20 protein-coding genes are annotated in these 19,372 nt (G+C 73.1%); 10 read left to right on the top strand and 10 right to left on the bottom strand.

The annotated features are described in order from the left end of the window. Nucleotides 1–113: 113 nt before the first annotated feature. Complete coding sequence (locus ACFYX0_RS28100) at nucleotides 114–260, bottom strand: hypothetical protein (protein WP_355907938.1); 147 nt, start codon at nucleotides 258–260, stop codon at nucleotides 114–116. 236 nt (nucleotides 261–496) lie between these two features. Between ACFYX0_RS28100 and ACFYX0_RS28095 the strand changes: the two genes are divergently transcribed. Further along, complete coding sequence (locus ACFYX0_RS28095) at nucleotides 497–940, top strand: hypothetical protein (protein ID WP_388974122.1); 444 nt, start codon at nucleotides 497–499, stop codon at nucleotides 938–940. A gap of 10 nt (nucleotides 941–950) precedes the next feature. Continuing rightward, a complete protein-coding gene (locus tag ACFYX0_RS28090; protein ID WP_388974120.1) occupies nucleotides 951–1,148 on the top strand; it encodes a hypothetical protein in 198 nt (65 codons plus the stop codon). Nucleotides 1,149–1,168: 20 nt separating this feature from the next. Here ACFYX0_RS28090 and ACFYX0_RS28085 read toward each other — a convergent pair whose 3' ends face one another. Then, nucleotides 1,169–3,868: a LuxR C-terminal-related transcriptional regulator gene (locus ACFYX0_RS28085; protein ID WP_388974118.1), complete on the bottom strand. Its 2,700-nt coding sequence runs from the start codon at nucleotides 3,866–3,868 to the stop codon at nucleotides 1,169–1,171. Nucleotides 3,869–4,159: 291 nt separating this feature from the next. On the opposite strand from ACFYX0_RS28085, the gene ACFYX0_RS28080 reads away from it, so the two are divergent. The 5 genes from ACFYX0_RS28080 to ACFYX0_RS28060 all read left to right on the top strand — a co-directional run bounded on the left by ACFYX0_RS28080 (nucleotide 4,160) and on the right by ACFYX0_RS28060 (nucleotide 7,928). After that, nucleotides 4,160–4,594 (top strand): cupin domain-containing protein, encoded by a 435-nt coding sequence (locus ACFYX0_RS28080; RefSeq protein WP_311691555.1) that lies wholly within the window; start codon nucleotides 4,160–4,162, stop codon nucleotides 4,592–4,594. Beyond that, the gene (locus tag ACFYX0_RS28075) at nucleotides 4,591–5,862 is read left to right on the top strand and encodes a beta-ketoacyl-[acyl-carrier-protein] synthase family protein (RefSeq protein ID WP_388974117.1); all 1,272 of its coding nucleotides are present in this window, start codon (nucleotides 4,591–4,593) and stop codon (nucleotides 5,860–5,862) included. The genes ACFYX0_RS28080 and ACFYX0_RS28075 overlap by 4 nt, the downstream gene beginning before the upstream one ends. Continuing rightward, complete coding sequence (locus ACFYX0_RS28070) at nucleotides 5,859–7,076, top strand: ketosynthase chain-length factor (protein ID WP_355907952.1); 1,218 nt, start codon at nucleotides 5,859–5,861, stop codon at nucleotides 7,074–7,076. The genes ACFYX0_RS28075 and ACFYX0_RS28070 overlap by 4 nt, the downstream gene beginning before the upstream one ends. Before the next feature lie 118 nt (nucleotides 7,077–7,194). Beyond that, nucleotides 7,195–7,449 (top strand): acyl carrier protein, encoded by a 255-nt coding sequence (locus ACFYX0_RS28065; RefSeq protein WP_311691549.1) that lies wholly within the window; start codon nucleotides 7,195–7,197, stop codon nucleotides 7,447–7,449. Nucleotides 7,450–7,451: 2 nt separating this feature from the next. Beyond that, nucleotides 7,452–7,928 carry an SRPBCC family protein gene (locus tag ACFYX0_RS28060; RefSeq protein ID WP_311691659.1) on the top strand — a complete coding sequence of 159 codons (477 nt, stop codon included), beginning with the start codon at nucleotides 7,452–7,454 and terminating at the stop codon, nucleotides 7,926–7,928. A gap of 185 nt (nucleotides 7,929–8,113) precedes the next feature. Here ACFYX0_RS28060 and ACFYX0_RS28055 read toward each other — a convergent pair whose 3' ends face one another. The 3 genes from ACFYX0_RS28055 to ACFYX0_RS28045 form a co-directional block, all read right to left on the bottom strand. Then, nucleotides 8,114–8,677, bottom strand: a complete 564-nt coding sequence (locus tag ACFYX0_RS28055) for a DUF1707 domain-containing protein (RefSeq protein WP_388974115.1) — start codon at nucleotides 8,675–8,677, stop codon at nucleotides 8,114–8,116. Nucleotides 8,678–8,755: 78 nt separating this feature from the next. Beyond that, nucleotides 8,756–10,918 carry an MMPL family transporter gene (locus ACFYX0_RS28050; RefSeq protein WP_388974113.1) on the bottom strand — a complete coding sequence of 721 codons (2,163 nt, stop codon included), beginning with the start codon at nucleotides 10,916–10,918 and terminating at the stop codon, nucleotides 8,756–8,758. Nucleotides 10,919–11,074: 156 nt separating this feature from the next. Then, complete coding sequence (locus tag ACFYX0_RS28045; RefSeq protein ID WP_388974112.1) at nucleotides 11,075–12,655, bottom strand: MDR family MFS transporter; 1,581 nt, start codon at nucleotides 12,653–12,655, stop codon at nucleotides 11,075–11,077. Nucleotides 12,656–12,770: 115 nt separating this feature from the next. Here ACFYX0_RS28045 and ACFYX0_RS28040 point away from each other — a divergent pair, with 115 nt between their 5' ends. Beyond that, nucleotides 12,771–13,355: a MarR family winged helix-turn-helix transcriptional regulator gene (locus ACFYX0_RS28040; protein ID WP_388974110.1), complete on the top strand. Its 585-nt coding sequence runs from the start codon at nucleotides 12,771–12,773 to the stop codon at nucleotides 13,353–13,355. Between the two features lie 325 nt (nucleotides 13,356–13,680). Here ACFYX0_RS28040 and ACFYX0_RS28035 read toward each other — a convergent pair whose 3' ends face one another. Genes ACFYX0_RS28035 through ACFYX0_RS28015 form a run of 5 tightly spaced genes read right to left on the bottom strand, consistent with a single transcriptional unit; the run spans nucleotide 13,681 to nucleotide 18,346 of the window. After that, nucleotides 13,681–14,094 carry a hypothetical protein gene (locus ACFYX0_RS28035; RefSeq protein ID WP_388974109.1) on the bottom strand — a complete coding sequence of 138 codons (414 nt, stop codon included), beginning with the start codon at nucleotides 14,092–14,094 and terminating at the stop codon, nucleotides 13,681–13,683. Further along, nucleotides 14,091–15,476, bottom strand: coding sequence for an FAD-binding oxidoreductase (locus ACFYX0_RS28030; RefSeq protein ID WP_388974107.1), 1,386 nt, complete (start codon nucleotides 15,474–15,476; stop codon nucleotides 14,091–14,093). The genes ACFYX0_RS28035 and ACFYX0_RS28030 overlap by 4 nt, the downstream gene beginning before the upstream one ends. A gap of 42 nt (nucleotides 15,477–15,518) precedes the next feature. After that, complete coding sequence (locus tag ACFYX0_RS28025; protein WP_388974105.1) at nucleotides 15,519–16,580, bottom strand: NAD(P)/FAD-dependent oxidoreductase; 1,062 nt, start codon at nucleotides 16,578–16,580, stop codon at nucleotides 15,519–15,521. A gap of 10 nt (nucleotides 16,581–16,590) precedes the next feature. After that, a complete protein-coding gene (locus ACFYX0_RS28020) occupies nucleotides 16,591–17,973 on the bottom strand; it encodes a class I tRNA ligase family protein (protein WP_388974103.1) in 1,383 nt (460 codons plus the stop codon). Continuing rightward, nucleotides 17,960–18,346, bottom strand: coding sequence for a cupin domain-containing protein (locus tag ACFYX0_RS28015; RefSeq protein ID WP_355907979.1), 387 nt, complete (start codon nucleotides 18,344–18,346; stop codon nucleotides 17,960–17,962). The genes ACFYX0_RS28020 and ACFYX0_RS28015 overlap by 14 nt, the downstream gene beginning before the upstream one ends. A 161-nt stretch (nucleotides 18,347–18,507) precedes the next feature. On the opposite strand from ACFYX0_RS28015, the gene ACFYX0_RS28010 reads away from it, so the two are divergent. Both ACFYX0_RS28010 and ACFYX0_RS28005 read left to right on the top strand, forming a co-directional pair. Beyond that, complete coding sequence (locus ACFYX0_RS28010) at nucleotides 18,508–18,975, top strand: hypothetical protein (protein ID WP_388974102.1); 468 nt, start codon at nucleotides 18,508–18,510, stop codon at nucleotides 18,973–18,975. 108 nt (nucleotides 18,976–19,083) lie between these two features. Beyond that, the gene (locus ACFYX0_RS28005) at nucleotides 19,084–19,230 is read left to right on the top strand and encodes a hypothetical protein (RefSeq protein WP_355907985.1); all 147 of its coding nucleotides are present in this window, start codon (nucleotides 19,084–19,086) and stop codon (nucleotides 19,228–19,230) included. The last annotated feature ends 142 nt before the right edge of the window (nucleotides 19,231–19,372 follow it).

The raw sequence follows: 19,372 nt of genomic DNA, 5'->3' as shown, positions 1-19,372 counted from the left end.
CCACGGTGGCAGCGGCCGCCGACAGGTCGCCTACGGATCACCGACAGCCGCCGCCGTCCGCCGACCGGAGTCCGGGCTCCGGGCTCCGGGCTCCGGATGTGTCTCTCGGCGCCTCAGGGCGAAGGCGTCTGCGCCTCGTCGGCCGGAGGGTTGGGGTCGTCCGTGGATGTCGGGCGTAGGAAGAGGAATTCCTCGAAGGCGGCCATCCCCAAGAGGATGGCCATCATCAGGACCGGCACGAGGAGGGCAATCAGGATCACAGGACCTCCCGTAGGTGGTCGGCCTGTGCGGCCTGGTGTGGTGGGCCGTTTCAGCATGCGGCCGAATGGCGGAACGCGCATGTCGTGGAGCCCCGCCGAGGACCGCGACCCCCGGTCACCGGCGTCCGGAGGATCCCGATGTCACCCCTGGCGGGTGAGGACCGCACGGACGAAGGGGCGCACGCTCACTGGAGAGCGGTTGCGCACGGCAGCCGGGCACGGAAAGGAGAACTCCCATGGCCGCCACCACCTCGTCCCCTCGTCGCTCGCCCGGCGCTCTGACGGCAGCGGCAGCCATCGGCCTGACCCTGTTCGCCTCCGTGATGATGTTCTGCTCCGGTGTCCTCGCGATCTACCGGGGCATCATGGCGATCACCCAGGACGGCGTCTTCGTCGCCACCCGCGACTACGTCTTCAGATTCCATGTGACGGGGTGGGGCTGGGTCCATCTGTGCCTCGGAGTCGTCGCCGTGGCCGTGAGTTTCGGGCTGCTGGCGGCAGCGGCCTGGGCGAGGGTCCTCGGGGTGGCCCTGACGGCCGCGGTGATCGCCGTCCGCGTCCTGTCCGCCCCGTACTACCTGGAGTGGTCGCTCCTCCTGATCGTGCTGTACGGGCTCATCATCTGGGCGCTGTGCGTGTCCGACCGCGGGACCTTCCCGGGCCTCGGCAGGCGGAGGTGACCGGGCCGGCATGCACTACGAGATCCGGGTCGACGGACCGCTGCCGAGGGCGTTGAGCGAGGCGTTCCCGGAGCTGGACAGTTGCGTCGTGTCGGACCAGACCGTGCTGTTCGGCCAGGTCACCGACGAGGCGCAGCTGTACGGCCTGCTGGCGCGCTGCCGGTCGCTGGGCCTGCTTGTGGTGGAGTTGCGGCATCTGCCGGGGTGATCCGCGCTCCGTCCGGGGCCTCACAGGAGGTCCAGCTCCCTGGCGCGGCGTACGGCCTCGCCGCGCCGGGTGACCGCCAGCTTGCGGTAGAGGCTCTTCAGATGGGTCTTGACGGTGTTCACCGACAGATACAGGTCGGCCGCGATCTCCTCCGTCGACATCAGCTGGGCAAGCCGCTGGAGCACCTCGTGCTCACGCTCGCTGAGCGCCTCCGTCACGGGCGCGGGCACACCGTCCTCGAGGGCGTCGCGCACGGGGGCGGGGCCCATCGGCCCGGCCCCCAGCCACTCGTGGCCCTGGGCCAGGGCGGTCCGCCGCCGCGCCAGTCGCCGCAGCCAGGTGCCGCACTCCAGGAACGGCCGTCGTAGACGCTCGGGGCGGGCCACCGTGAGGGCCCGGGCGACCAGGCGGTGGGCCTCGGCGTCGTCGCCCCGTGCGTCCGCGGCCTGGGCCCGCGCGAGCAGTACCCGTACCGTGATGCCCGGCCCCTCGCCCCGGCCGACGTGGAGCCGTGCGAGCAGGAGCTGAGCCGCCTCGTCGTCGCCGGCGGCGAGATGGGCGCGCACCGCCGCCACCAGGGTCTCCGCTCCCCCGCCTCGCTCGCCGAGGGCCCCCTCCAGCACTCGGGACGCGACCTCGGCACGGCCCTCGGCGAGATGGGCGGCGGCCATCGCCAGGGCCACCCGCTCCTGCAGCCAGGGCGAGGGTTCGACGGTGGCGGACGGTGGTCCCAGCGCGGCCACCAGCCGCAGCGCCGCCCGTGATCTTCCCCGGGCGAGCAGCAGACGTGACCGCAGCAGGGCCAGGCCGGCGGTGACGAGCGGCTCGCGCGGGGCCGCCGCGGCGGCGTGGTCGAGGTGGGTACGGGCCGCGGCGAGGTCGTCGCGTTCGATGGCCACGGCGGCCAGCACCAGCTGGGCGACGCCGGCCCGGGCGGCGGGCGGCAGACCGGCCCGCTCGGCCTCGGCGACCGCTTCCCCGGCGTGGGTCTCGGCGTGGCCCTGTCGGCCGTGCAGGAAGTCGATCAGGGCCAGCCCGCCGAGGCACTCCTGCCGCAGGTGCGCGGTCTGCGGACCGTCATCCACCAGTGCGGCGGCGCTCAGGGCGGACCGGGCAGCCTCCAGGCGTCCCGCCCACAGCTGGGCCGACCCCAGGTCACTGAGCAGCAGGGCGGACAGTTCCGGATGCCGGGCGAGCCGGTCGGCGGGCAGCGCGCGCCGGGCCGTCTCCGCGTCCCGGGCGGCGGCCTCGGCGAGGTCGGCCGACCCGGTCGTCCGGGCGGCGAGGACACGCAGCAGGGCACAGCTCAGGCGCAGGGCGGCGGACTCGGGGGCATCGTCGGCTGGCAGGTGCCGCTCGGCGCGGTACAGATGGCCGAGGCCCCGGTCGAGGTCGTGCGAGGCCAGTGCGCGGGCGGCGCGCACCAGGTCCGCGGCCGGTCCCCGGGCGTCCGGGGGCATCCGGGAGAAGAGTGCGTCGAGGCGTTCGGCGTCGAGTCCGGTGAGCAGCCGTCCGATCGCCGGTTCCGCGATGAACCGGGTGGTGGCCGGCTCCCAGTCGCCGGCCGCCGCGGCGTGCGGGAGGGCCTCGGTGAGCAGTCCGGCCTCGCACAGCCAGCGCCCCGCCCTGCGGTGGAGCTCGGGCTCCAGGCCGGGGTGCCTGACGCGCAGATGGACCCGGAGGATCTCGGCGAACAGGGGGTGCAGCCGGTACCAGGCGCCGCCGATGCTCTCCACGAAGGCGTTGGCGCGCTGCAGGGCCGCGAGGATCCGTTCGGCGTCGTCACGGCCCGTGAGGGCGCCCGCGAGCCCGGGATGGATCTGTTCGAGGATGCTGGTGCGCAGCAGCAGGTCCTGGGTCTCGGCCGGCTGGGTGTCGAGCACCTCGGCGAGCAGGAAGTCGGCGAGGGTGCTGCGGCCCGCCTCGAAGTCCTTCAGGAAGGTCTCCGGGTCATCGGCGCCCTGCGCCGCGAGGATGCACAGCCTCAGACCGGCCGCCCAGCCACCGGTCCGCTCGGTCAGGGCCCGGGTGCCGGCGTCCGACAGCCGCAGGCCGTGGCGGTCGAGGAGCGCGGCGGTCTCCTGCGGTCCGAGGGCGAGGTCGGCGCCGCGGATGTCGGTGACCTCGCCGGCGGCCCGGTACCGGTGCAGCGGCAGCAGGGGCTCCGTACGACTGATGATCAGCAGGCGGAGCCCGCCGCCCGCGTGACGCAGGACGAACTGGAGTTGCTCGGCGACCTCGGTCGAGGTCACGATCCGGTCGAACTCGTCGAGGACGAGGATCAGGGGCTGCGTCCGCCGGCTGAGCCGTGCGGCGAGCCTGGTCAGCAGGGAGTGGTCCACCTCGCCGGGGCGGGCCGGACTGCCGATGTCCTCGGGGGCCTCCAGGCCGTGGCGGCGCAGGGCCTCCAGGGCGTAGGTCCAGAACACGCCGGGCGCGTTGTCGTCGGCCGCCACCGTCAGCCATGCCGTGCGGCCCGGGGCGCCCCCGGCGGTGATCCAGTCGGCGACGAGCAGGGTCTTGCCCGCGCCGGCGGGGCCGTTGACCAGCGTCAGGGGACCTTCGACGCCCTGTTCCAGCCTCTCCGTCAGGCGTGGTCTGCGCAGACAGGTGCGGGGCGGGGTGGGCACTGTGAACCGCGCCGCCAGCAGGGGGTCGCCGTTCGGGGCCAGCGGCCCCGGGGGCGGATCCCGGTGTCCGCCCGATGCAGGAAGCGGCATGACAGGTCCACCAACAGCCCTCAGGTCATACAGCCGGACAGTCCCTTCCTGGATCGTCGCGTCGCACCCGGGAAGCCGCCATCGGAGAGCGCCCGTCCGGACGTACACGGACGCCCCGCCCCGCGCCCGGCCTGCCCGCACGCCCCGTGCCCGCCGACGGGCCGGGAACCGCCGGCCGGGGGTCTTCAGATGCTCCCCAGGCTCCTTGGAGAGCCCGTTGTCATTCTTCGACTCGGCCCTGGCGTGCCGCTGTGTGGACGGGGCCCCACCTGGTCGGAGAAGGAGATTGCCATGCCCCCAGCCCCGCGGACAGAACCCGGGAAGGTCGCGTTCACCGACGTGGAGCCGAATCGTCGCCGGGGCGGCGACCTGCGCGTCCTCCTGAGCCCGAAGACCTGCGGCGCCACCGCCGGCTTCATGGGTGCGGGGACCCTGCTGCCCGGGGAGTTCGTCTCCGAGCACTACCACCCGTACTCCGAGGAGTTCTTCTACATCGTGCGCGGACAGATGACGCTCCGCCTCGACGGACAGCCGGTCAAGCTGTCGGCCGGTGACTCGTTCATGGTGCCGAAGAACGTACGGCACCGGATGGACAACGACGGCGAGGAGGACCTGTTCGCGGTCTTCTTCCTCGGCCCGCTCGCCCCGCGCCCCGACCTGGGGCACGTGGACACCGAGGAGCTGCCCGGCGAGGGTGGCCTCCCCCAGGTCGGGGGGCGCGCATGAGCGAGCGGCGTGTCGTCGTCACCGGCATCGGCGTGGCGGCCCCCGGCGGCCTCGGTGTGCCGGCGTTCTGGGACACCCTGATGGCCGGCCGCTCGATGACCCGGCGGATCACGCACTTCGATCCGTCCGGCTTCCGCTGCCAGGTCGCGGCCGAGATCGACTTCGACCCGGCGGCGAACGGGCTCTCCCCGCAGGAGGCCCGCCGCCTGGACCGGGCGGGTCAGCTCGCGCTGGTCGCCTCGCGGGAGGCGCTGACCGACAGCGGTCTGGCCCCGGACGCGCTGGACCCGTCCCGGGTCGGCGTGTCGCTCGGCAACGCCATCGGCTGCACCGAGCTGATGGAGCGCGAGTACGTCGTCCTCAGCGACGGCGGCCGCAAGTGGCTTGTGGACCCGGAGTACGCGGTGCCCCAGCTGTACGACGTGATGGTGCCGAGCTCGATGGCGGCCGAGGTCGCCTGGACCGTGGGCGCCGAGGGCCCGGTGGCGCTCGTGTCCACCGGCTGCACCTCGGGCATCGACGCGCTCGGCCACGGCTTCGAACTGGTCCGGGAGGGCAGCGCCGACGTGGTGCTGGCCGCCGGCACGGACGCGCCGGTCTCGCCCGTCACGGTGGCGTGCTTCGACACCCTGCGCGCCCAGTCCACCGCCAACGACGACCCCGAGCACGCGTGCCGGCCCTTCGACCGCGACCGCAAGGGGCTGATCCTCGGCGAGGGTTCGGCCGTGATGGTCTTCGAGGAGCGGGAGCACGCCCTGCGCCGCGGCGCCCGCGTGTACTGCGAGGTACGCGGCTACGCGAGCCGGGCCAACGGCTACCACATGACCGGACTCAAGCCCGACGGGCGGGAGATGGCCGAGGCGATCCGGGTCGCCCTGGGCCAGGCGCGGCTCAACCCGGAGGACATCGACTACATCAACGCGCACGGCTCGGGCACCAAGCAGAACGACCGGCACGAGACGGCCGCGTTCAAGGCCAGTCTGGGGCACCACGCGTACGAGACGCCGGTCAGCTCCATCAAGTCGATGATCGGGCACTCGCTCGGCGCGATCGGCGCCATCGAGGTCGCCGCCTGCTGTCTGGCGATCGACCGCGACGCGATCCCGCCGACCGCCAACCTGTCCGTCCCCGACCCCGAGTGCGATCTGGACTATGTGCCGGTCACCGCCCGGGAACAGCGCACCGACGCGGTGCTCAGCGTCGGCAGCGGGTTCGGCGGTTTCCAGAGCGCCATCGTGGTGGCCGCACCGGAGAGGACGTACGCATGACACGCCGAGCGGTGGTGACGGGGCTCGGCGTACTGGCGCCGACCGGCATCGGGACCAAGGCGTACTGGGCGGCCGCGCTGGACGGCCGCAGCGGGCTCGGCCCGATGACGCGCATGGACCCCTCCGGCTATCCGATCAAGGTCATCGGCGAGGTGCCCGACTTCGTAGCGGGCGATCTGCTCCCCAGCCGGGTGGTGGTGGAGACCGCGCTGATGACGCAGTTCGGACTCGTCTGCGCCGACGAGGCGCTGCGCGACGGCGAGTTGGACCCCGCGGAGCAGCCCGAGTACGAGATGAGCGTCGTCACCGCGAACGCGACGGGCGGCGCCGAGTTCGGCCAGCGGGAGATGCAGAACCTGTACGCCAAGGGGCCGTCCCAGGTCGGCGCGTACATGGCCATCGCCTGGTTCTACGCGGCCAACTCCGGCCAGATCTCCATCCGGTACGGGATGCGCGGCCAGAGCGGGGTGTTCATCACCGACCAGGCCGGCGGTCTCGACTGCGTCGGGCAGGCGCGGCGGGTGATCCGCAACGGCAGTACGTTCGCGCTGTCGGGCGGCACCGACTCGTCCTTCTCCCCCTCCGGGCTGGTGGGGCAGATCCCGCCGGGTCTGGTGAGCCTCGACACGGACCCCGGCCGTGCCTATCTCCCCTTCGACGTGGCGGCCCACGGGTACGCGCCGGGCGAGGGCGGGGCGATCCTGCTGGTCGAGGAGGCCGCCTCGGCCCGGGCCCGCGGGGTGCGGCCGTACGGGGAGATCGCCGGCTACGCGACCGCCTTCGACCCGCATCCGCGCACCGGGCGCGGGCCGAACCTCCGGCGCGCGATCGAGGGCGCCCTCGCCGATGCGCGGACCGCCCCCGAGGACGTGGACGTGGTGTTCGCCGACGGCTACGGCGTGCCGCGTCTGGACCGGCTGGAGTGCGAGGCCCTGGCCGGTGTGTTCGGGCCCGGCGGGGTGGCGGTGACCGTGCCGAAGACGGCCACCGGCCGGATGTACGCGGCGGGGCCGACCGTCGACCTCGTCGCGGCCCTGCTGTCCCTGCGGCACGGGGTGATCCCGCCGACCCTGAACGTCACCGACGTCTCGCCCGACTGCCCGGTCGACCTGATCCTCGGGGACCCCCGGGAGGCGCGGGTGCGTACGGCGCTGGTGATCGCCCGTGGCCACAACGGGTTCAACGCGGCCGTGGTGGTCAAGTCCGTCGCCTGACCGGCCGGCTCAGGCGGCAGGGCGCGGGGCGGGAGCCCTCGACGGTTCCCGCCCCGCGCCCCGGCAAGCGCTCAGCTCCTCAACGACCTCGACGACTCGTCACGGAACGGAGACAGACATGGACGAACTGACCCTCGACGGCCTCCGCGAGATCATGCGGCACTGTGTGGGCACGGGTGAATCGGTGAACCTGGACGGCGACATCGGCGACACCGCGTTCACCGACCTCGGGTACGACTCGCTGGCCGTCCTCGAAGTGGTGACCCAGGTGCAGGGGCGGCTGGGCGTGGCCATCCCGGACGAGGCGCTCAACGACATCGAGACGCCGGGCGCGCTGATCGAGTACGTGGCCGCGCAGAAGGCGGGGGCGTGACCATGGCCGCCGGGCACACCGAGTCCAGTGTGGTGATCGAGGCCCCCATGGACCTCGTCTGGGGGATGACGAACGATGTCGCGTCCTGGCCGGACCTGTTCACCGAGTACGCGTCGGTGCAGATCCTCGACCGGGACGGTGACACCGTGCGGTTCCGGCTGACGATGCATCCGGACGAGGAGGGGATCCAGCGGTCGTGGGTCTCGGAGCGCACCACCGACGTGCGGACGCGCACGGTGCGGGCGCACCGGATCGAGACCGGGCCCTTCGCGTACATGAACATCTTCTGGGAGTACCGGACGCTCCCCTCGGGCGGGGTCGAGATGCGGTGGGTGCAGGACTTCCACGTCCGGGACGAACTGCCCTACGGCGACCCGGAGATGGCCGAGCATCTGCTGAAGAACACGAAGGTGCAGATGAGTGCCATCAAGGAGCGGATCGAGCGGGTGGCCCGCACGGAGGCCGCACCGGCCGGCTGAGCGGGCCGGGGGGACAGCGGATCGCGCCCGGCCGGGCCCGTCGTGGGGACGGGTACCGGCCGGGCGTTCCGGTTGCGCGGTTCCGGTCGGTAGGTCGCGCCGGGGCGCCGACGGCATGGGAGTGGCCCGGGGAGCACGTCTGACGTGCTTCCCGGGCCACGTGGCCCGTCAGTGCGCGGGGGATGTCACACCGACGGGAGTCGGGGGTGGGAGCCATGGCCGCGGCCGCCTCGGCCGGGGCGTCCGCCGCCGTGACCGAAGGGGCCGCCGTGGCCCATCGGTCGGTCTCCGCCCGGGAAGTGGCCGTCCGGGCCGCCCCGTACGCGGCCCGGACGGCGATCGTGGCCGGTGCGGTGGGGGCGGCCGCCCAGCAGCGCCACCGCGATCCCGCCCACGAGCAGCAGCCGGCCCGGCCAGGACAGCAGCCAGTCCGCGCCGAAGAGGATCCCGCCGGCCCCCCAGGCGGCGAGGACGAGGGCCAGGGCGCGGGTGCCGCGCCGCGACTTCAGCCGGGCGGCGACAGCGGCCCACCGGCCCCGGCGCTTGAGATCCGGCACCGGCACGGAAGGCTCCGGCAGGTCGTGCAGCGCCTCGTTCAGGGCTGGCGCGGTCTCGGCGGCGAGCACCACGCCGAGCCGTTCGTCGAGCTGGCTCTTGGTCAGACGGCCGCTCGCGAAGTGCTCGCCCAGTTGCCGGGCGGCGGTCTCCCGCTCCTGGTCGCCGATGCGGTGGTGGTTGGGTGCGGCCATGGTGACCGTGCCTCCTTGGCAGTCGTTCCCGACGCCGTACGGCCGTCGTACGGGGGTTGTACGGGAGTCGGGCGAGGTTCAGCGGCGGGGTCGCGCGGTGGCGGACTCCGAGGCTCCGGACTCTCCCGTGCGGGCCGGTCCCGGCACCGGGACAGCGCCCCGGGCCGCCGCCGGCGCCGCCTGGCGGGCGAGTGCGCTCGGCCACCACAGCCGGGGACCGACGTCCAGGGCGAGCGCGGGAACGAGCAGGGTGCGTACCAGCAGGGTGTCGAACAGGACGCCGACCGCGACGAGCAGACCCATCTGCAGCATGCTCACCGCGGGCAGGACACCGAGCACGGAGAACGTGGCGGCCAGCACCAGCCCCGCGCTCGTGATCACGCCACCGGTGACCGCGACCGCGCGCACCACACCGGCCGCGTGACCGCGTACGGCGGCCTCCTCCCGGGCCCGGGTCACCATGAAGATGGTGTAGTCGACGCCGAGGGCGACCAGGAACAAGAAGCCCATCAGGATCAGCGACTCGTCCGAGCGCGGATGCCCGATACCGCGGAAGAGCAGGACGGAGACGCCGAGGGCGGCGAGGAAGGACAGCGCCACGCTGGCGAGCAGCAGCACCGGCGCGACCAGGGCCCGCAGCAGGGCGACGAGCACCAGGAAGACGACGGCGAGGACGAGCGGGATGACGGTCCGTTCGTCGTGTGTGTAGGCGCGGGCGGTGTCCAGCCGGGTCGCGGTGTCGCCGCCCACCAGGGCCGAGGAGCCGGGCACGGCGTGCACCGCGTCCCTGACCTGCTCGATGGTGTGTTCGGCGGCCTTGCTGTCGGGCGGGTCGGCGAGCACGGCCTTGAGATGCACCCAGTCGCCGGACCGCTGCGGGTCCAGGACGCGGGCGACGCCATGGGTGCGTTCGAGTGCCGCGGTGACCTCGGTCGTACGGTCGGCGGCGGCGTAGACGTCGAAGGGGGAGGCGGAGCCGGCCGGGAAGTGCCGGGCCACGACGCTCTGGCCGACGACGGACTCCTGGGTGGTGGTGAACGAGTCCGCCTGGGTCAGTCCGGTGCGCAGACCGAGACCGCCGAGGGCGCAGGCGGCCAGCGCGACGGCGCCGACGAGCCAGATGGTGCGCGGACGGCGGGCCACCCAGCGGGCGATGCGTCCCCAGGCGCCGTGTTCCTCGTCCGTGGTGGTGTCGGCGCCGGCGCGCGGCACGAACGGCCAGAACAGCCAGCGGCCGAGGACCACCAGCAGGGCGGGCAGCAGGGTGGTCATGGCGAGGTAGGCGACGACGATGCCGACGGCCGCCACCGGGCCGAGGCCGCGGGTGGAGTTCATGCGCGCGGCGAGCAGACAGAGCAGGCCGAGTGTGACGGTGGTGGCGGAGGCGAGGATCGCGGGCAGCGAGCGGCGCAGCGCGAGCGCCATCGCCTCGTGGCGGTTGGTGTGGTGGCGCAGTTCCTCGCGGTAGCGGGCGATGAGCAGCAGGGCGTAGTCGGTGCCCGCGCCGAACACGAGGACGGTGAGCACGCTCGCGCTCTGGCCGTTGACGACGAGTCCGGCGTGGGTGGCCAGCAGATAGACGACCGCGTTGGCCAGGGCCGCGCTCAGGCCGACGGAGAGGAGCGGGACGAGCCAGAGGACGGGACTGCGGTAGGTCAGCAGCAGGACGAGGGCGACGACGGCGATGGTGGCCAGCAGCAAGGGCCCGTCGACGCCGCCGAAGACACCGGCGAGGTCGGCGGCCGAACCGCCGGGTCCGGTGACGTCGACCTGGAGACCGCCGGGGGCGCCCGTACGGGCCTGGTGACGCATGTCCTTGACGTGGTCGACGAGTTGGTTGAAGCCGTCGTCGCCGTGCATGGTCAGCGGAACCGTGAGAAGCAGCGCCTTGTGGTCCTGGGAGGCGGCGACCGGCGCCAGGGCGCCGTCGCTGTAGCGGGCGAAGCGGGCGCGATCCGCGTCGGCCTTCGCCCGGTCCTCGGGGGTGACGGCGCCGTCGCGGGAGTAGACCACCACCGCCGGCAGGGTGTTGCCGACACCGAAGTGGTGCTTGCCCGCCTCGAAGGCGAGGGTGGACTCGGCGCTCTTGGGCAGCCAGGCGGTGGCGTCGTTGCTCTGGGCCGAGGTGAGCTTGGACCCCAGCGGCCCCGCCACGAAGGCGAGTAAGAGCCAGAGCAGCAGGACCGCCCACTTGGTGCGGGAGCCCGCGGGCCAGACCGCGAGCCGCTTCCAGACCGGCATCGGTGTTTCCTTTCCCGACCCGCCCGGTGAGGCGGGGTTGTGGAGGTACGAAGGTGCGAAGGTGCGAGGCAGGTACGGGAGGTGCGGGCCGGCTGGGCCGTCCCCTCCCCGCCCGGGGGACGACGGGGAAGGGACTGCGGGGTGAACCCCCGCCGGTCAGCCGGCGGCCTCGGCGGGGGTCTCGGTGTCGGCGCCGCCCCAGCCGCGCTGTTCGAGCACGACGTCCTTGAGGAACAGGGAGGCGGCAAAGCCCACGGCGAGGATCACCGCGGCGGTCAGGAAGACCGGGCTGAGCGCATGTGCGTAGGCCTGGGCCAGTCCGTCGCGCAGGCTCTGCGGCTGGTGCTTGAGCCACTCGGGGCCGATGGATCCGCCCGACGGCAGACGGCTCGCGTCCTTCGCCGAGAGATACCGGGGGATCTCGTGGCCCAGCCGGTGGTTGAGGATCGTCGCGAACACGGAGACACCGAAGGAGGTGCCGAGCATTCGGCTGAAGGTGACCGTGGAGGTCGCGGCGCCCATGTCGCGGGGCGGCGCGGCGTTCTGCACGGCGACGACGACCACCTGCTGGGACAGGCCCGCGCCGACGCCGAGTAGGAACATGTAGAAGCCGGAGGTGACTCTGCCGGTGTCGGCGTCCATGGTGGAGAGCAGATAGGCGGCGACGCCGGAGACGGCCATGCTGGCCACCGGGAACCACTTGTAGCGGCCGCTCTTGGCGACGGCGCCGCCGACCCCGAAGGAGGCGATCATCAGGCCGAACATCATCGGGAGCAGCAGCAGGCCGGAGTTGGTGGCCGTGGCGCCCGAGGAGATCTGCAGATACAGCGGCAGGAAGAAGACGAGTCCGAAGCCGGTCAGGCCCGCGACCAGGGCCACCAGGTTGCAGATGTCGAAGGTCGAGTCGCGGAACAGATGCAGCGGGATGACGGGTTCGGCGGCCCGGCGCTCCACGAGGACCCAGGCCACCAGCAGGGCGACGGCGCCGGTGAAGAGCCCGATCACCACCGGGGAGCCCCAGGCGTACTTGGTGCCGGCCCAGTTGGCGGCCAGGACGAGGGCGACGAGTCCGCCGGAGAGCAGCAGCATGCCGAGATAGTCGATGCGCGGACGCTCCACGTGCGTACGGCCCTTGAGGAAGACCGCGACGAGCGCGAAGGCGATCGCGCCGATGGGCAGGTTGACGTAGAAGACCCAGCGCCAGGTGAGGTGGTCGGAGAAGAAGCCGCCCGCGAGGGGTCCGCCGATGGCGGACAGGGCGAAGACGCCTGCCGAGTACCCCTGGTACTTGGCGCGTTCGCGGGGGCTGAACAGATCGCCGGTCAGGGCGAACATCGCGGCCATCACTCCGCCGCCGCCGATGCCCTGCACCACCCGGAAGACGATGAGCTGCGTCATGCTCTGTGCCGCGCCGCAGGCCGCGGAGCCGGCCAGGAAGACGATGGTGGAGGCGAGGAACACCGGCTTGCGGCCGAGGAGGTCGCCCAGTTTGCCGGCGAGCGGCATCACCGCGCTGGTGGCGAGGATGTAGGCCGCGCCGACCCAGCCGATGCGGTCGAGTCCGCCGAGGTCGCCGACGATCGTCGGCACCGCGGTGGCCACGATGGAGGAGTCGAGGGTGGCCATCAGCATCGCGAACAGCAGACCGAAGTAGACGAGCATCACCTGCTGATGGGTCATGGTCGGCGTCGCCTGCGGTGCGATGGCACCGTCGCGCGCCTCGTGGGCGGTGGACACGGGCAGCCCCCTGGAACGAAGGATTTATTTGACAATTGCACATACGTGCCAAAGTCAATTACATGCCTTCAGCATAGAACTGCCGAAGTCACACGTCAACGGCTACCATGGAGACATGACCAAGCCCGTGGACTCGACCTCCTCCTCCGACGCCTCCGAGGCCGCCCCCACGGCCCCCCTGACCGACCCCGAGCCGGATCCCGCACTGGTCGCCGTCGAGCGCGCCATGGTCCGCATCCGGCGCAACCAGACCAAGCGGACCCTTGGCCGCTTTGTCACGAGTCGTCTCGACCGGTCCATAGACCTGACGCACACCGTCGTGGTCGACGCCGTCGAGGAGGAACCCGAGGAGCCGGGCCAGGAGGTGACGGTGGGTCTGGTCGCCGAGCGCCTCGCCGTGGACCCCTCACGCGCGAGCCGGCTGGTGGCGGCGAGCGTCGAGGCGGGCTATGTGCGGCGGGTGCCGTCGCAGGCCGACAGCCGGCGCGCCTGCCTGGAGCTGACCGAGGCGGGACACGACCTGGCCGCCCTGGCGCACCGGGTGCGCCAGGAGTACTTCGGCGAAATCATGCAGGACTGGTCCGCCAGGGACCGCAAGGACTTCGCGCGGCTGCTGAGCAAGTTCGCCGGCGTCCCCGTCCGCAGCCAGTACGTCTACGACCTGGCCGAGGACGGCGAGGACGAGCACGCCGGAAACTGACCGGGCGGACACACGAACGCGCCGCCGGGGATCTCCGTCCCCGGCGGCGCGTCGGTGTCTCCTCCGGTGCGCCGCGCCCTAGGTCCTGTCGTCAAACTCCCGCCTGCCCCCGCGACGCCATGCACGCTCCCCCACCGCCGCACCGGGCGAAATCCCACGTACATCCAGTACGAGGGCTTCCGCCCGGCACTCCCCCAAGCTCTTCGAGCAGGGGGTACCCCCAGAGCACGCTCCCCCACTCTCGGCTTCGCTCGAGCGGGAGGGGCCCCCACGCCGCCGCAGAGCCCGCCCTCCGGGCGGACGGCGGGAGTTTGACGACAGGACCCTAGGCGCCCTCGGGGGACAGGGCCGTCTCCGCCAGGACGGCCCCCTGCGCGGCGGTCACTTCCTCGATGTACGAGACGCCCGACGAACCCGCCGCATCGAGGCGCCGCCACTCCTCCCGCAGCCGGATCCGGCCGTCCGGGAGGTACTCGGGTGTGCTGGTGCACTCCCCCGCCACCACCGTGCCGCCGTCCAGCGCCTGGCAGTACGCCAGATGGAGCGTGCCGTCCGGGTCGCAGGTGCCGACGAGCCGGCCGATGAGCACCTTCCCGCCGCGGAACTCGGCCCACACCATCGGCCCCGCCTGGTGGTAGTGCCCCACCGGCACCTCGTGGTCGGGTCCCGCCGTCTCGGCCGCGCTGGAGACGAAGAAGCGGTTGTTGTAGTCCGGGGCTCCCCCGTCCGGCGCGGTCATCGGGCGGGCTCGATGTTGTAGTTGGACCGGAAGAAGTTGTCCGGGTCCAGCCGCCGCTTGAGCTCCGTCAGCCTCCGGTGGCCCTCGACGCCGTACATCCGCACCACCCGGTCCACCCGGTCCGCGGCCCCGCCCGCCCCGCCGTCCGTCACGTAGTTGATGTAGCCGTCGCCCGACACGGCCCACGGCTCGGCCGCCGCGGACACCGACTTCGCCCAGGCGATCTGCTCCTCGTCGGCCCAGTCCGGCTCCCAGATCGCCATGCCGGTCACATTGAAGCGGGCGGTGCGGAACGGGACCGCCGACGGCCGCTCCGGCTCCCGGCGCACGGCACCGTGGAACGCCTCCAGATAGACGGTGTCGTTGAAGTCGCCGCGCCACTTGCCCGCCTTGAACCGCTGGACGAGCGTCTCCACCAGCTCGTCCGGCAGTCGGTCGGTGCAGCGCGCGCTCCAGTAGTGACGCAGCCCGTACCGCAGCTGGCCCAGGATCTGCTGCATCGCGATGTACGGCCGTTCCTGGATCTGCCAGTCCAGGACCTCGGGGCCGCGCAGTCGCTTCTCCAGCGAGGCGATGTACTCGGGGTCCGTGCCGCAGTAGCTGACGCTCATCACCGCGGCCGGGATCTGCGCCGGTCCGTACCGCTCCAGCAGCAGGATGCACACCAGCTCGTCGGGCGCCTCGGTCATCAGCTCCCGGAACAGTCGCACCGCGGCGGCCATCTCGTGCTGCGGGTAGGCGACGGTGCCGCCGTGCACCCGCTCCAGGGGGTGCAGCCGGAAGGTGAACTCGTCGACGACGCCGAAGTTGTGCCCGGCGCCGCGCAGCGCCCAGTCCAGTTCGGGGTCGGACTCGGGGTCCACGGTCAGCTGCCTGCCCTCGGCCGTCGTCAGGGCGTACGACAGCACGTTGTCGCAGGACAGGCCGTACTTGCCCATCAGATGCCCGATCCCGCCGCCGAGGGTCAGCCCGCCCACGCCGGTGGTGTCGAACGTGCCGCCGGTGACCGCGAGGCCGTGCCGGGCGGCCGTGGCGTCGAACTGCGCCCAGGTGGCGCCGCCCTGGACCCTCGCGGTCCGGGTGCCGGGGTCGAGCTCGACCCGGTCCAGCAGCCTCAGGTCGATCACCAGGCCGTCCTCCACCCCGCCGGAACCGGCGATGTTGTGGCCGGCGCCGCGCACCGCCACGGGCAGCCCCGTGTCGCGTGCGGCGCGCACCACGTCCTGGAGCTCACCGGGGGTGCGGGGCAGCACGATCAGCGCGGGACGGTGGTCGTACATGCCGTTGAAGAGCAGACGCGTGGCGTCGTATCGGGGATGGTCCGGGGTGATCACCCGGTCCGGGCAGATGCCGGCCAGGGTACGGCGCGCGGCGCGGGCCATGGCGACTCCTCACTGGGGTTGGCGTCCTGACGAGGCGGGCGGTCAGTCGTGAAGCGGGCCGTCGAGCAGCGCTCCGGCCGCCCGCCTGGCCGCGGCGAGCGCGGACTTGGCGGCGCCGCCGCTGCCGCCGGTGAAGGTGAACAGCGACGGCAGGGCCGTGGGCCGCAGCCCCAGCAGCCCCGAGGCGGAGTAGGCGTCGGCGGCCACGACGCCGCGCCGGTGGGCGACCAGCCCGAGGCCCGGGAGCCGCGTCGCGGCGTGCCCCTCGGCCCGGGCACGCTGGGCGTACGAGTCGCGCAGCCGCTCCGCCTCCTCGTCCCAGCTGTCGCTCGGCACGCCGAGCAGCATGCCGTCGGTGCCGTCCGGCCGCCCGTACAGGCCGCTCGTCTCGTCGACGAAGCCCGGCGGCCGGCGGCCGGCGACGGTGTACAGGTCGTACTGGATGAGCTTGACGCGCAGCTCGCCGGCGGGCAGCCCGCTGCGGTGCAGCAGGGCGCCGGTGCGCCAGCCCGTCGCCAGGACCACCCTGTCGAAGCGGCGCTCGGCGTCGGGGCAGTCGACCGCCACTCCTCCGTCGGGGGACGGCACGACGCGGTGGACCAGCCCGGTGCCGAGGGAGCCGCCGCGGTCGAGCACATCGCGGGTGACCGCCTCCCGCAGCCGGGCCGGGCGGATGTGACCGGCGGCCCGCTCGACGACCGCGTACGCGTACTCCGGGACGGCGATACCGTGGTCACGGGCCAGGGCCGGGGCATCGGCGAGTTCCGCGGAACCCGGCACATACTTGTCGATCAGGGCCAGTTGCTCGACCGGCTGCGTGGTCTCCCGCCCGTCGTGCGCGTACACCGAGGCACCTTCGCGGTACTCCGCCCACCGGGCGAGCCGGGGGTCGGAGCGCAGCTCGGCCAGGCTCTCGCAGGCGAGCCGGCAGGCGGCGGGGCCGGGTTCGTAGCCGCGCACCAGGCCACCGGAGGCCGCCGTGGCCTCGCCGGGCAGCTCACCGGGCGCGGCCAGCAGCTCCACCTCGTTCTTCGGGTCCGCCCGCAGCAGATGCCAGGCCAGCAGGGTGCCGGCGACGCCCGTACCGACGACACAGATCCGCATCGGCTCTCCCTCAGCGCCCGGGGCCGCCGGAGCGGCCGGTGAGAAGACCCAGCAGCTGCTGCGCCCGCGCGTGCCCGGTGTCCAGCGCCGCGGGCAGCAGACAGCGGGCGGCGAGAGCCGGGTCGAAGGACTCCCAGCACAGGGCCTGTTCGGCCCGGTCCAGCTCGGCGCGTACGAGCGCGAGGTCCTGGCGGGGACCGCCGGTACCGGCCCCGGTCGCGCTCAGCGGCCAGCGTCGTACGTTCGCCTCGAAGGCGTCGGCGGTGAAGTTGCTGGCATACGGGGCCGGGCGGTCCCAGGACAGGAAGAGCCGGACGGCGCGCGGATCCCGCTCGGCGAGCGTCTCGTGCGCCCAGACGGCATGGCCGCGGCTGGTGGAGAACTTCCGCCCGTCCAGCCGGTAGAACTCGTTGACCACGAGCCCGGTCAGCGCCTTGTCACGGGGCACCCCGACGGCCACGGCCAGCGCCGGGAACAGCACCGCGTAGTAGAAGGCGTTGTCGAGGCCCAGGAAGGACCACAGGGCGCCGAGTCCGGCGAAGGCCCGGGCGTGGTCCGCCAGGCTCACAGCCGCCGGATCGAACTGGCGGCCGATCACATACAGGTAGGCCAGCCCCATTTCGAACCAGACGTCGAGCCGCTCGGTGCCGTCGGAAGTCTCGATGCCCCAGTCCGTGGGGTAGGTGACCGGCACGTCCGGCAGCCCCTGCTCCAGCAGCCGGGCCAGCAGGACGCGCACCCGGGGCGGGATGTGCGCCCGGGACCAGATCTCGGTCAGCGCCTCCCGGTACGGGCCCAGCGCGAACACGGGCCCGTGGTGGCGCACCCGGCGCGAGACGCTCCCGCAGCCGGCGCAGCGCAGGTCGGCGAGGCCGGCGGCGGTCGTGAAGCCGCCGCAGCCCTCGCAGGTGCCGCCGCCCATCGCCGCGCCGCAGGACGGGCAGCCGCCGGTCGCATAGGCGTGGTGCAGGGTGCGCCGGCAGCCGTCGCACACCGCCATGGTCCAGTCGCCGTCCCGGACGAGACCGCTCTCGCGCAGCTCCTCCAGGAACCGCAGGACCGCCGCCCGGTACCCGGCGTCGGCGCGCGGCGCCGTGAACACGTCGTGGCCGATGCCGGCCAGGGAGAACGCCTGCCGGATCAACTCCCGGTACTCGTCGGCGACTTCGTCGGGCTTGCGGCCCAGCTGCTCGGCCTTGGTGACGACGTAGTTCTGGTGGTCGTCGGTCCCGCACACGGCCAGCACCCGTTCGCCCCGGGCGCGGGCCGCCCGGGTGGCGATGTCGGCGGCGAGGTAGGGCCCGGAGAGATGGCCGAGGTGCAGCGGGCCGTTCGGGGTCGGCGGCGGGCTCAGTACGGCGACCGGCCCCCGCGCGTCGTCAGCGGGCGTCACGGGCCACCTCGGCATTCCCGGCGGTCGCGGCTTCCGGGTCCTCGGGGAGCCAGTAGATGCTCAGCAGCGTCACGGGCTCGGTGTCGGACAGATTGTGGATGACGTGCCGCTCCTCGGGGTCGAGCAGGACGGCCGTGCCGACCGGGGTGGGCTCGGGCTCCCGTCCCTCGACGGCGAAGGCCGCCCGTCCGCCGACGACGACGGCGAGTTCGACCTCCGGGTGGTGGTCCGGGGCGCTGCTGCCGCCGGGCGGAACGACGCACCACATCGCGCCGAAGGGCAGCGCCTCGCTGCCCGCGTACTGGCTCCACCGTCCGATCCGTATCGCGTACTCGTCGGTGAGAACCGCGGATTCGCTGCTCAGCCTGCGCACTTCGCACCATCCCTTTGTCGGTGGACGCGCTCTTTGTCGGTGGACGCGCTCATCGTGGCCCAGCGCGCTGGTGTGCATCTCGAAGGCGGCTCATGGTCGGCGCGGCCGGACTTGTGGCCGTCACCAGCGGGTCCTGAGAAGCGCCGCCTACCCTGCGGGCCATGGCTGTGGGAGAAGTTCCGCTGGTGTACGCGCCCCGCCGCATGGTGGCCTACGCGCCCGACCGTGTACGGGGCTGGACGGTCAAGCGATACGGGATCTCGGCCACCCGGCCGGTCCCGCCCGAGGAGGTGGTTCAGGCGGCGCGCGCCGCGGTGGAGCGGACGCTGCCCGAGGCGTACGGCGACGCGCTCGCGTACGGCTACAGCGTGCTGCACGAGGATCCCGACGGCTGCTACGCGGTCGTCGGCTGGTGGAGCCGCAACAAGGTCATTCTGCACACCCGGACGTGGCTGTCGACCTGGGACGACCCGGCCGACTGGCAGCCGGCGCCCCACGGCGCCACCGCGTGCATCTGGGAGATGGTCGCGATGGCGCACGAACGGGACGCCTGGGTGCGGCATGTGGTGCAGCCGGGGACACCGGACCTGGACGGCTATCTGGCCTCGACGGTCAGCGGCGAGTTCTGACAACTTCCGGCAGTGACCGGTAATTGCCGGTAATCACGGGTATTCGCCGGCACCTTCATGTTGCTTCCGACGACTTCCGACGACGCAGATACCGAGGGAGGTTCTGCCGTGACACTCGCTCTGCTGCTCCTGCTGCTGGGCGTACTGCGCTACCTGGGTGTGGGCCGGGAGAGGATGGACCGGTGGGGCGCGGCGGTCCGCCGCCGGATCGGCCGGCGCCGTCCCGACGCCGAGGGCGAGGTACCCGAGTCCTGACGCCGAGGGGGGTTTCCGAGTCCTGACACGACCGGGGCCGGGGGGGGGGGGGGGCGGGGCCCCCCCCCCCCCCCCCCGGGGGGCGCCCCCCCCCCCCCCGCCCGGAGGGTCGCCGACCCGGGCCCCCCACGCCCCCACCCCA

This window comes from Streptomyces sp. NPDC002573, from assembly GCF_042889625.1.
Taxonomy (GTDB): domain Bacteria; phylum Actinomycetota; class Actinomycetes; order Streptomycetales; family Streptomycetaceae; genus Streptomyces; species Streptomyces gibsoniae.
The sequence above is the reverse complement of the archived record's forward strand: the minus strand, read 5'-3'. Positions and strand labels throughout refer to the sequence as shown.

Excerpts from the sequence above, each read along its gene's own strand:
- ACFYX0_RS28095 (WP_388974122.1), top strand. The coding sequence starts at position 497 with ATGGCCGCCACCACCTCGTCCCCTCGTCGCTCGCCCGGCGCTCTGACG.
- ACFYX0_RS28090 (WP_388974120.1), top strand. The coding sequence starts at position 951 with ATGCACTACGAGATCCGGGTCGACGGACCGCTGCCGAGGGCGTTGAGC.
- ACFYX0_RS28085 (WP_388974118.1), bottom strand. The coding sequence starts at position 3,868 with ATGCCGCTTCCTGCATCGGGCGGACACCGGGATCCGCCCCCGGGGCCG.
- ACFYX0_RS28080 (WP_311691555.1), top strand. The coding sequence starts at position 4,160 with ATGCCCCCAGCCCCGCGGACAGAACCCGGGAAGGTCGCGTTCACCGAC.
- ACFYX0_RS28075 (WP_388974117.1), top strand. The coding sequence starts at position 4,591 with ATGAGCGAGCGGCGTGTCGTCGTCACCGGCATCGGCGTGGCGGCCCCC.
- ACFYX0_RS28070 (WP_355907952.1), top strand. The coding sequence starts at position 5,859 with ATGACACGCCGAGCGGTGGTGACGGGGCTCGGCGTACTGGCGCCGACC.
- ACFYX0_RS28065 (WP_311691549.1), top strand. The coding sequence starts at position 7,195 with ATGGACGAACTGACCCTCGACGGCCTCCGCGAGATCATGCGGCACTGT.
- ACFYX0_RS28060 (WP_311691659.1), top strand. The coding sequence starts at position 7,452 with ATGGCCGCCGGGCACACCGAGTCCAGTGTGGTGATCGAGGCCCCCATG.
- ACFYX0_RS28055 (WP_388974115.1), bottom strand. The coding sequence starts at position 8,677 with ATGGCCGCACCCAACCACCACCGCATCGGCGACCAGGAGCGGGAGACC.
- ACFYX0_RS28050 (WP_388974113.1), bottom strand. The coding sequence starts at position 10,918 with ATGCCGGTCTGGAAGCGGCTCGCGGTCTGGCCCGCGGGCTCCCGCACC.
- ACFYX0_RS28040 (WP_388974110.1), top strand. The coding sequence starts at position 12,771 with ATGACCAAGCCCGTGGACTCGACCTCCTCCTCCGACGCCTCCGAGGCC.
- ACFYX0_RS28035 (WP_388974109.1), bottom strand. The coding sequence starts at position 14,094 with ATGACCGCGCCGGACGGGGGAGCCCCGGACTACAACAACCGCTTCTTC.
- ACFYX0_RS28030 (WP_388974107.1), bottom strand. The coding sequence starts at position 15,476 with ATGGCCCGCGCCGCGCGCCGTACCCTGGCCGGCATCTGCCCGGACCGG.
- ACFYX0_RS28025 (WP_388974105.1), bottom strand. The coding sequence starts at position 16,580 with ATGCGGATCTGTGTCGTCGGTACGGGCGTCGCCGGCACCCTGCTGGCC.
- ACFYX0_RS28010 (WP_388974102.1), top strand. The coding sequence starts at position 18,508 with ATGGCTGTGGGAGAAGTTCCGCTGGTGTACGCGCCCCGCCGCATGGTG.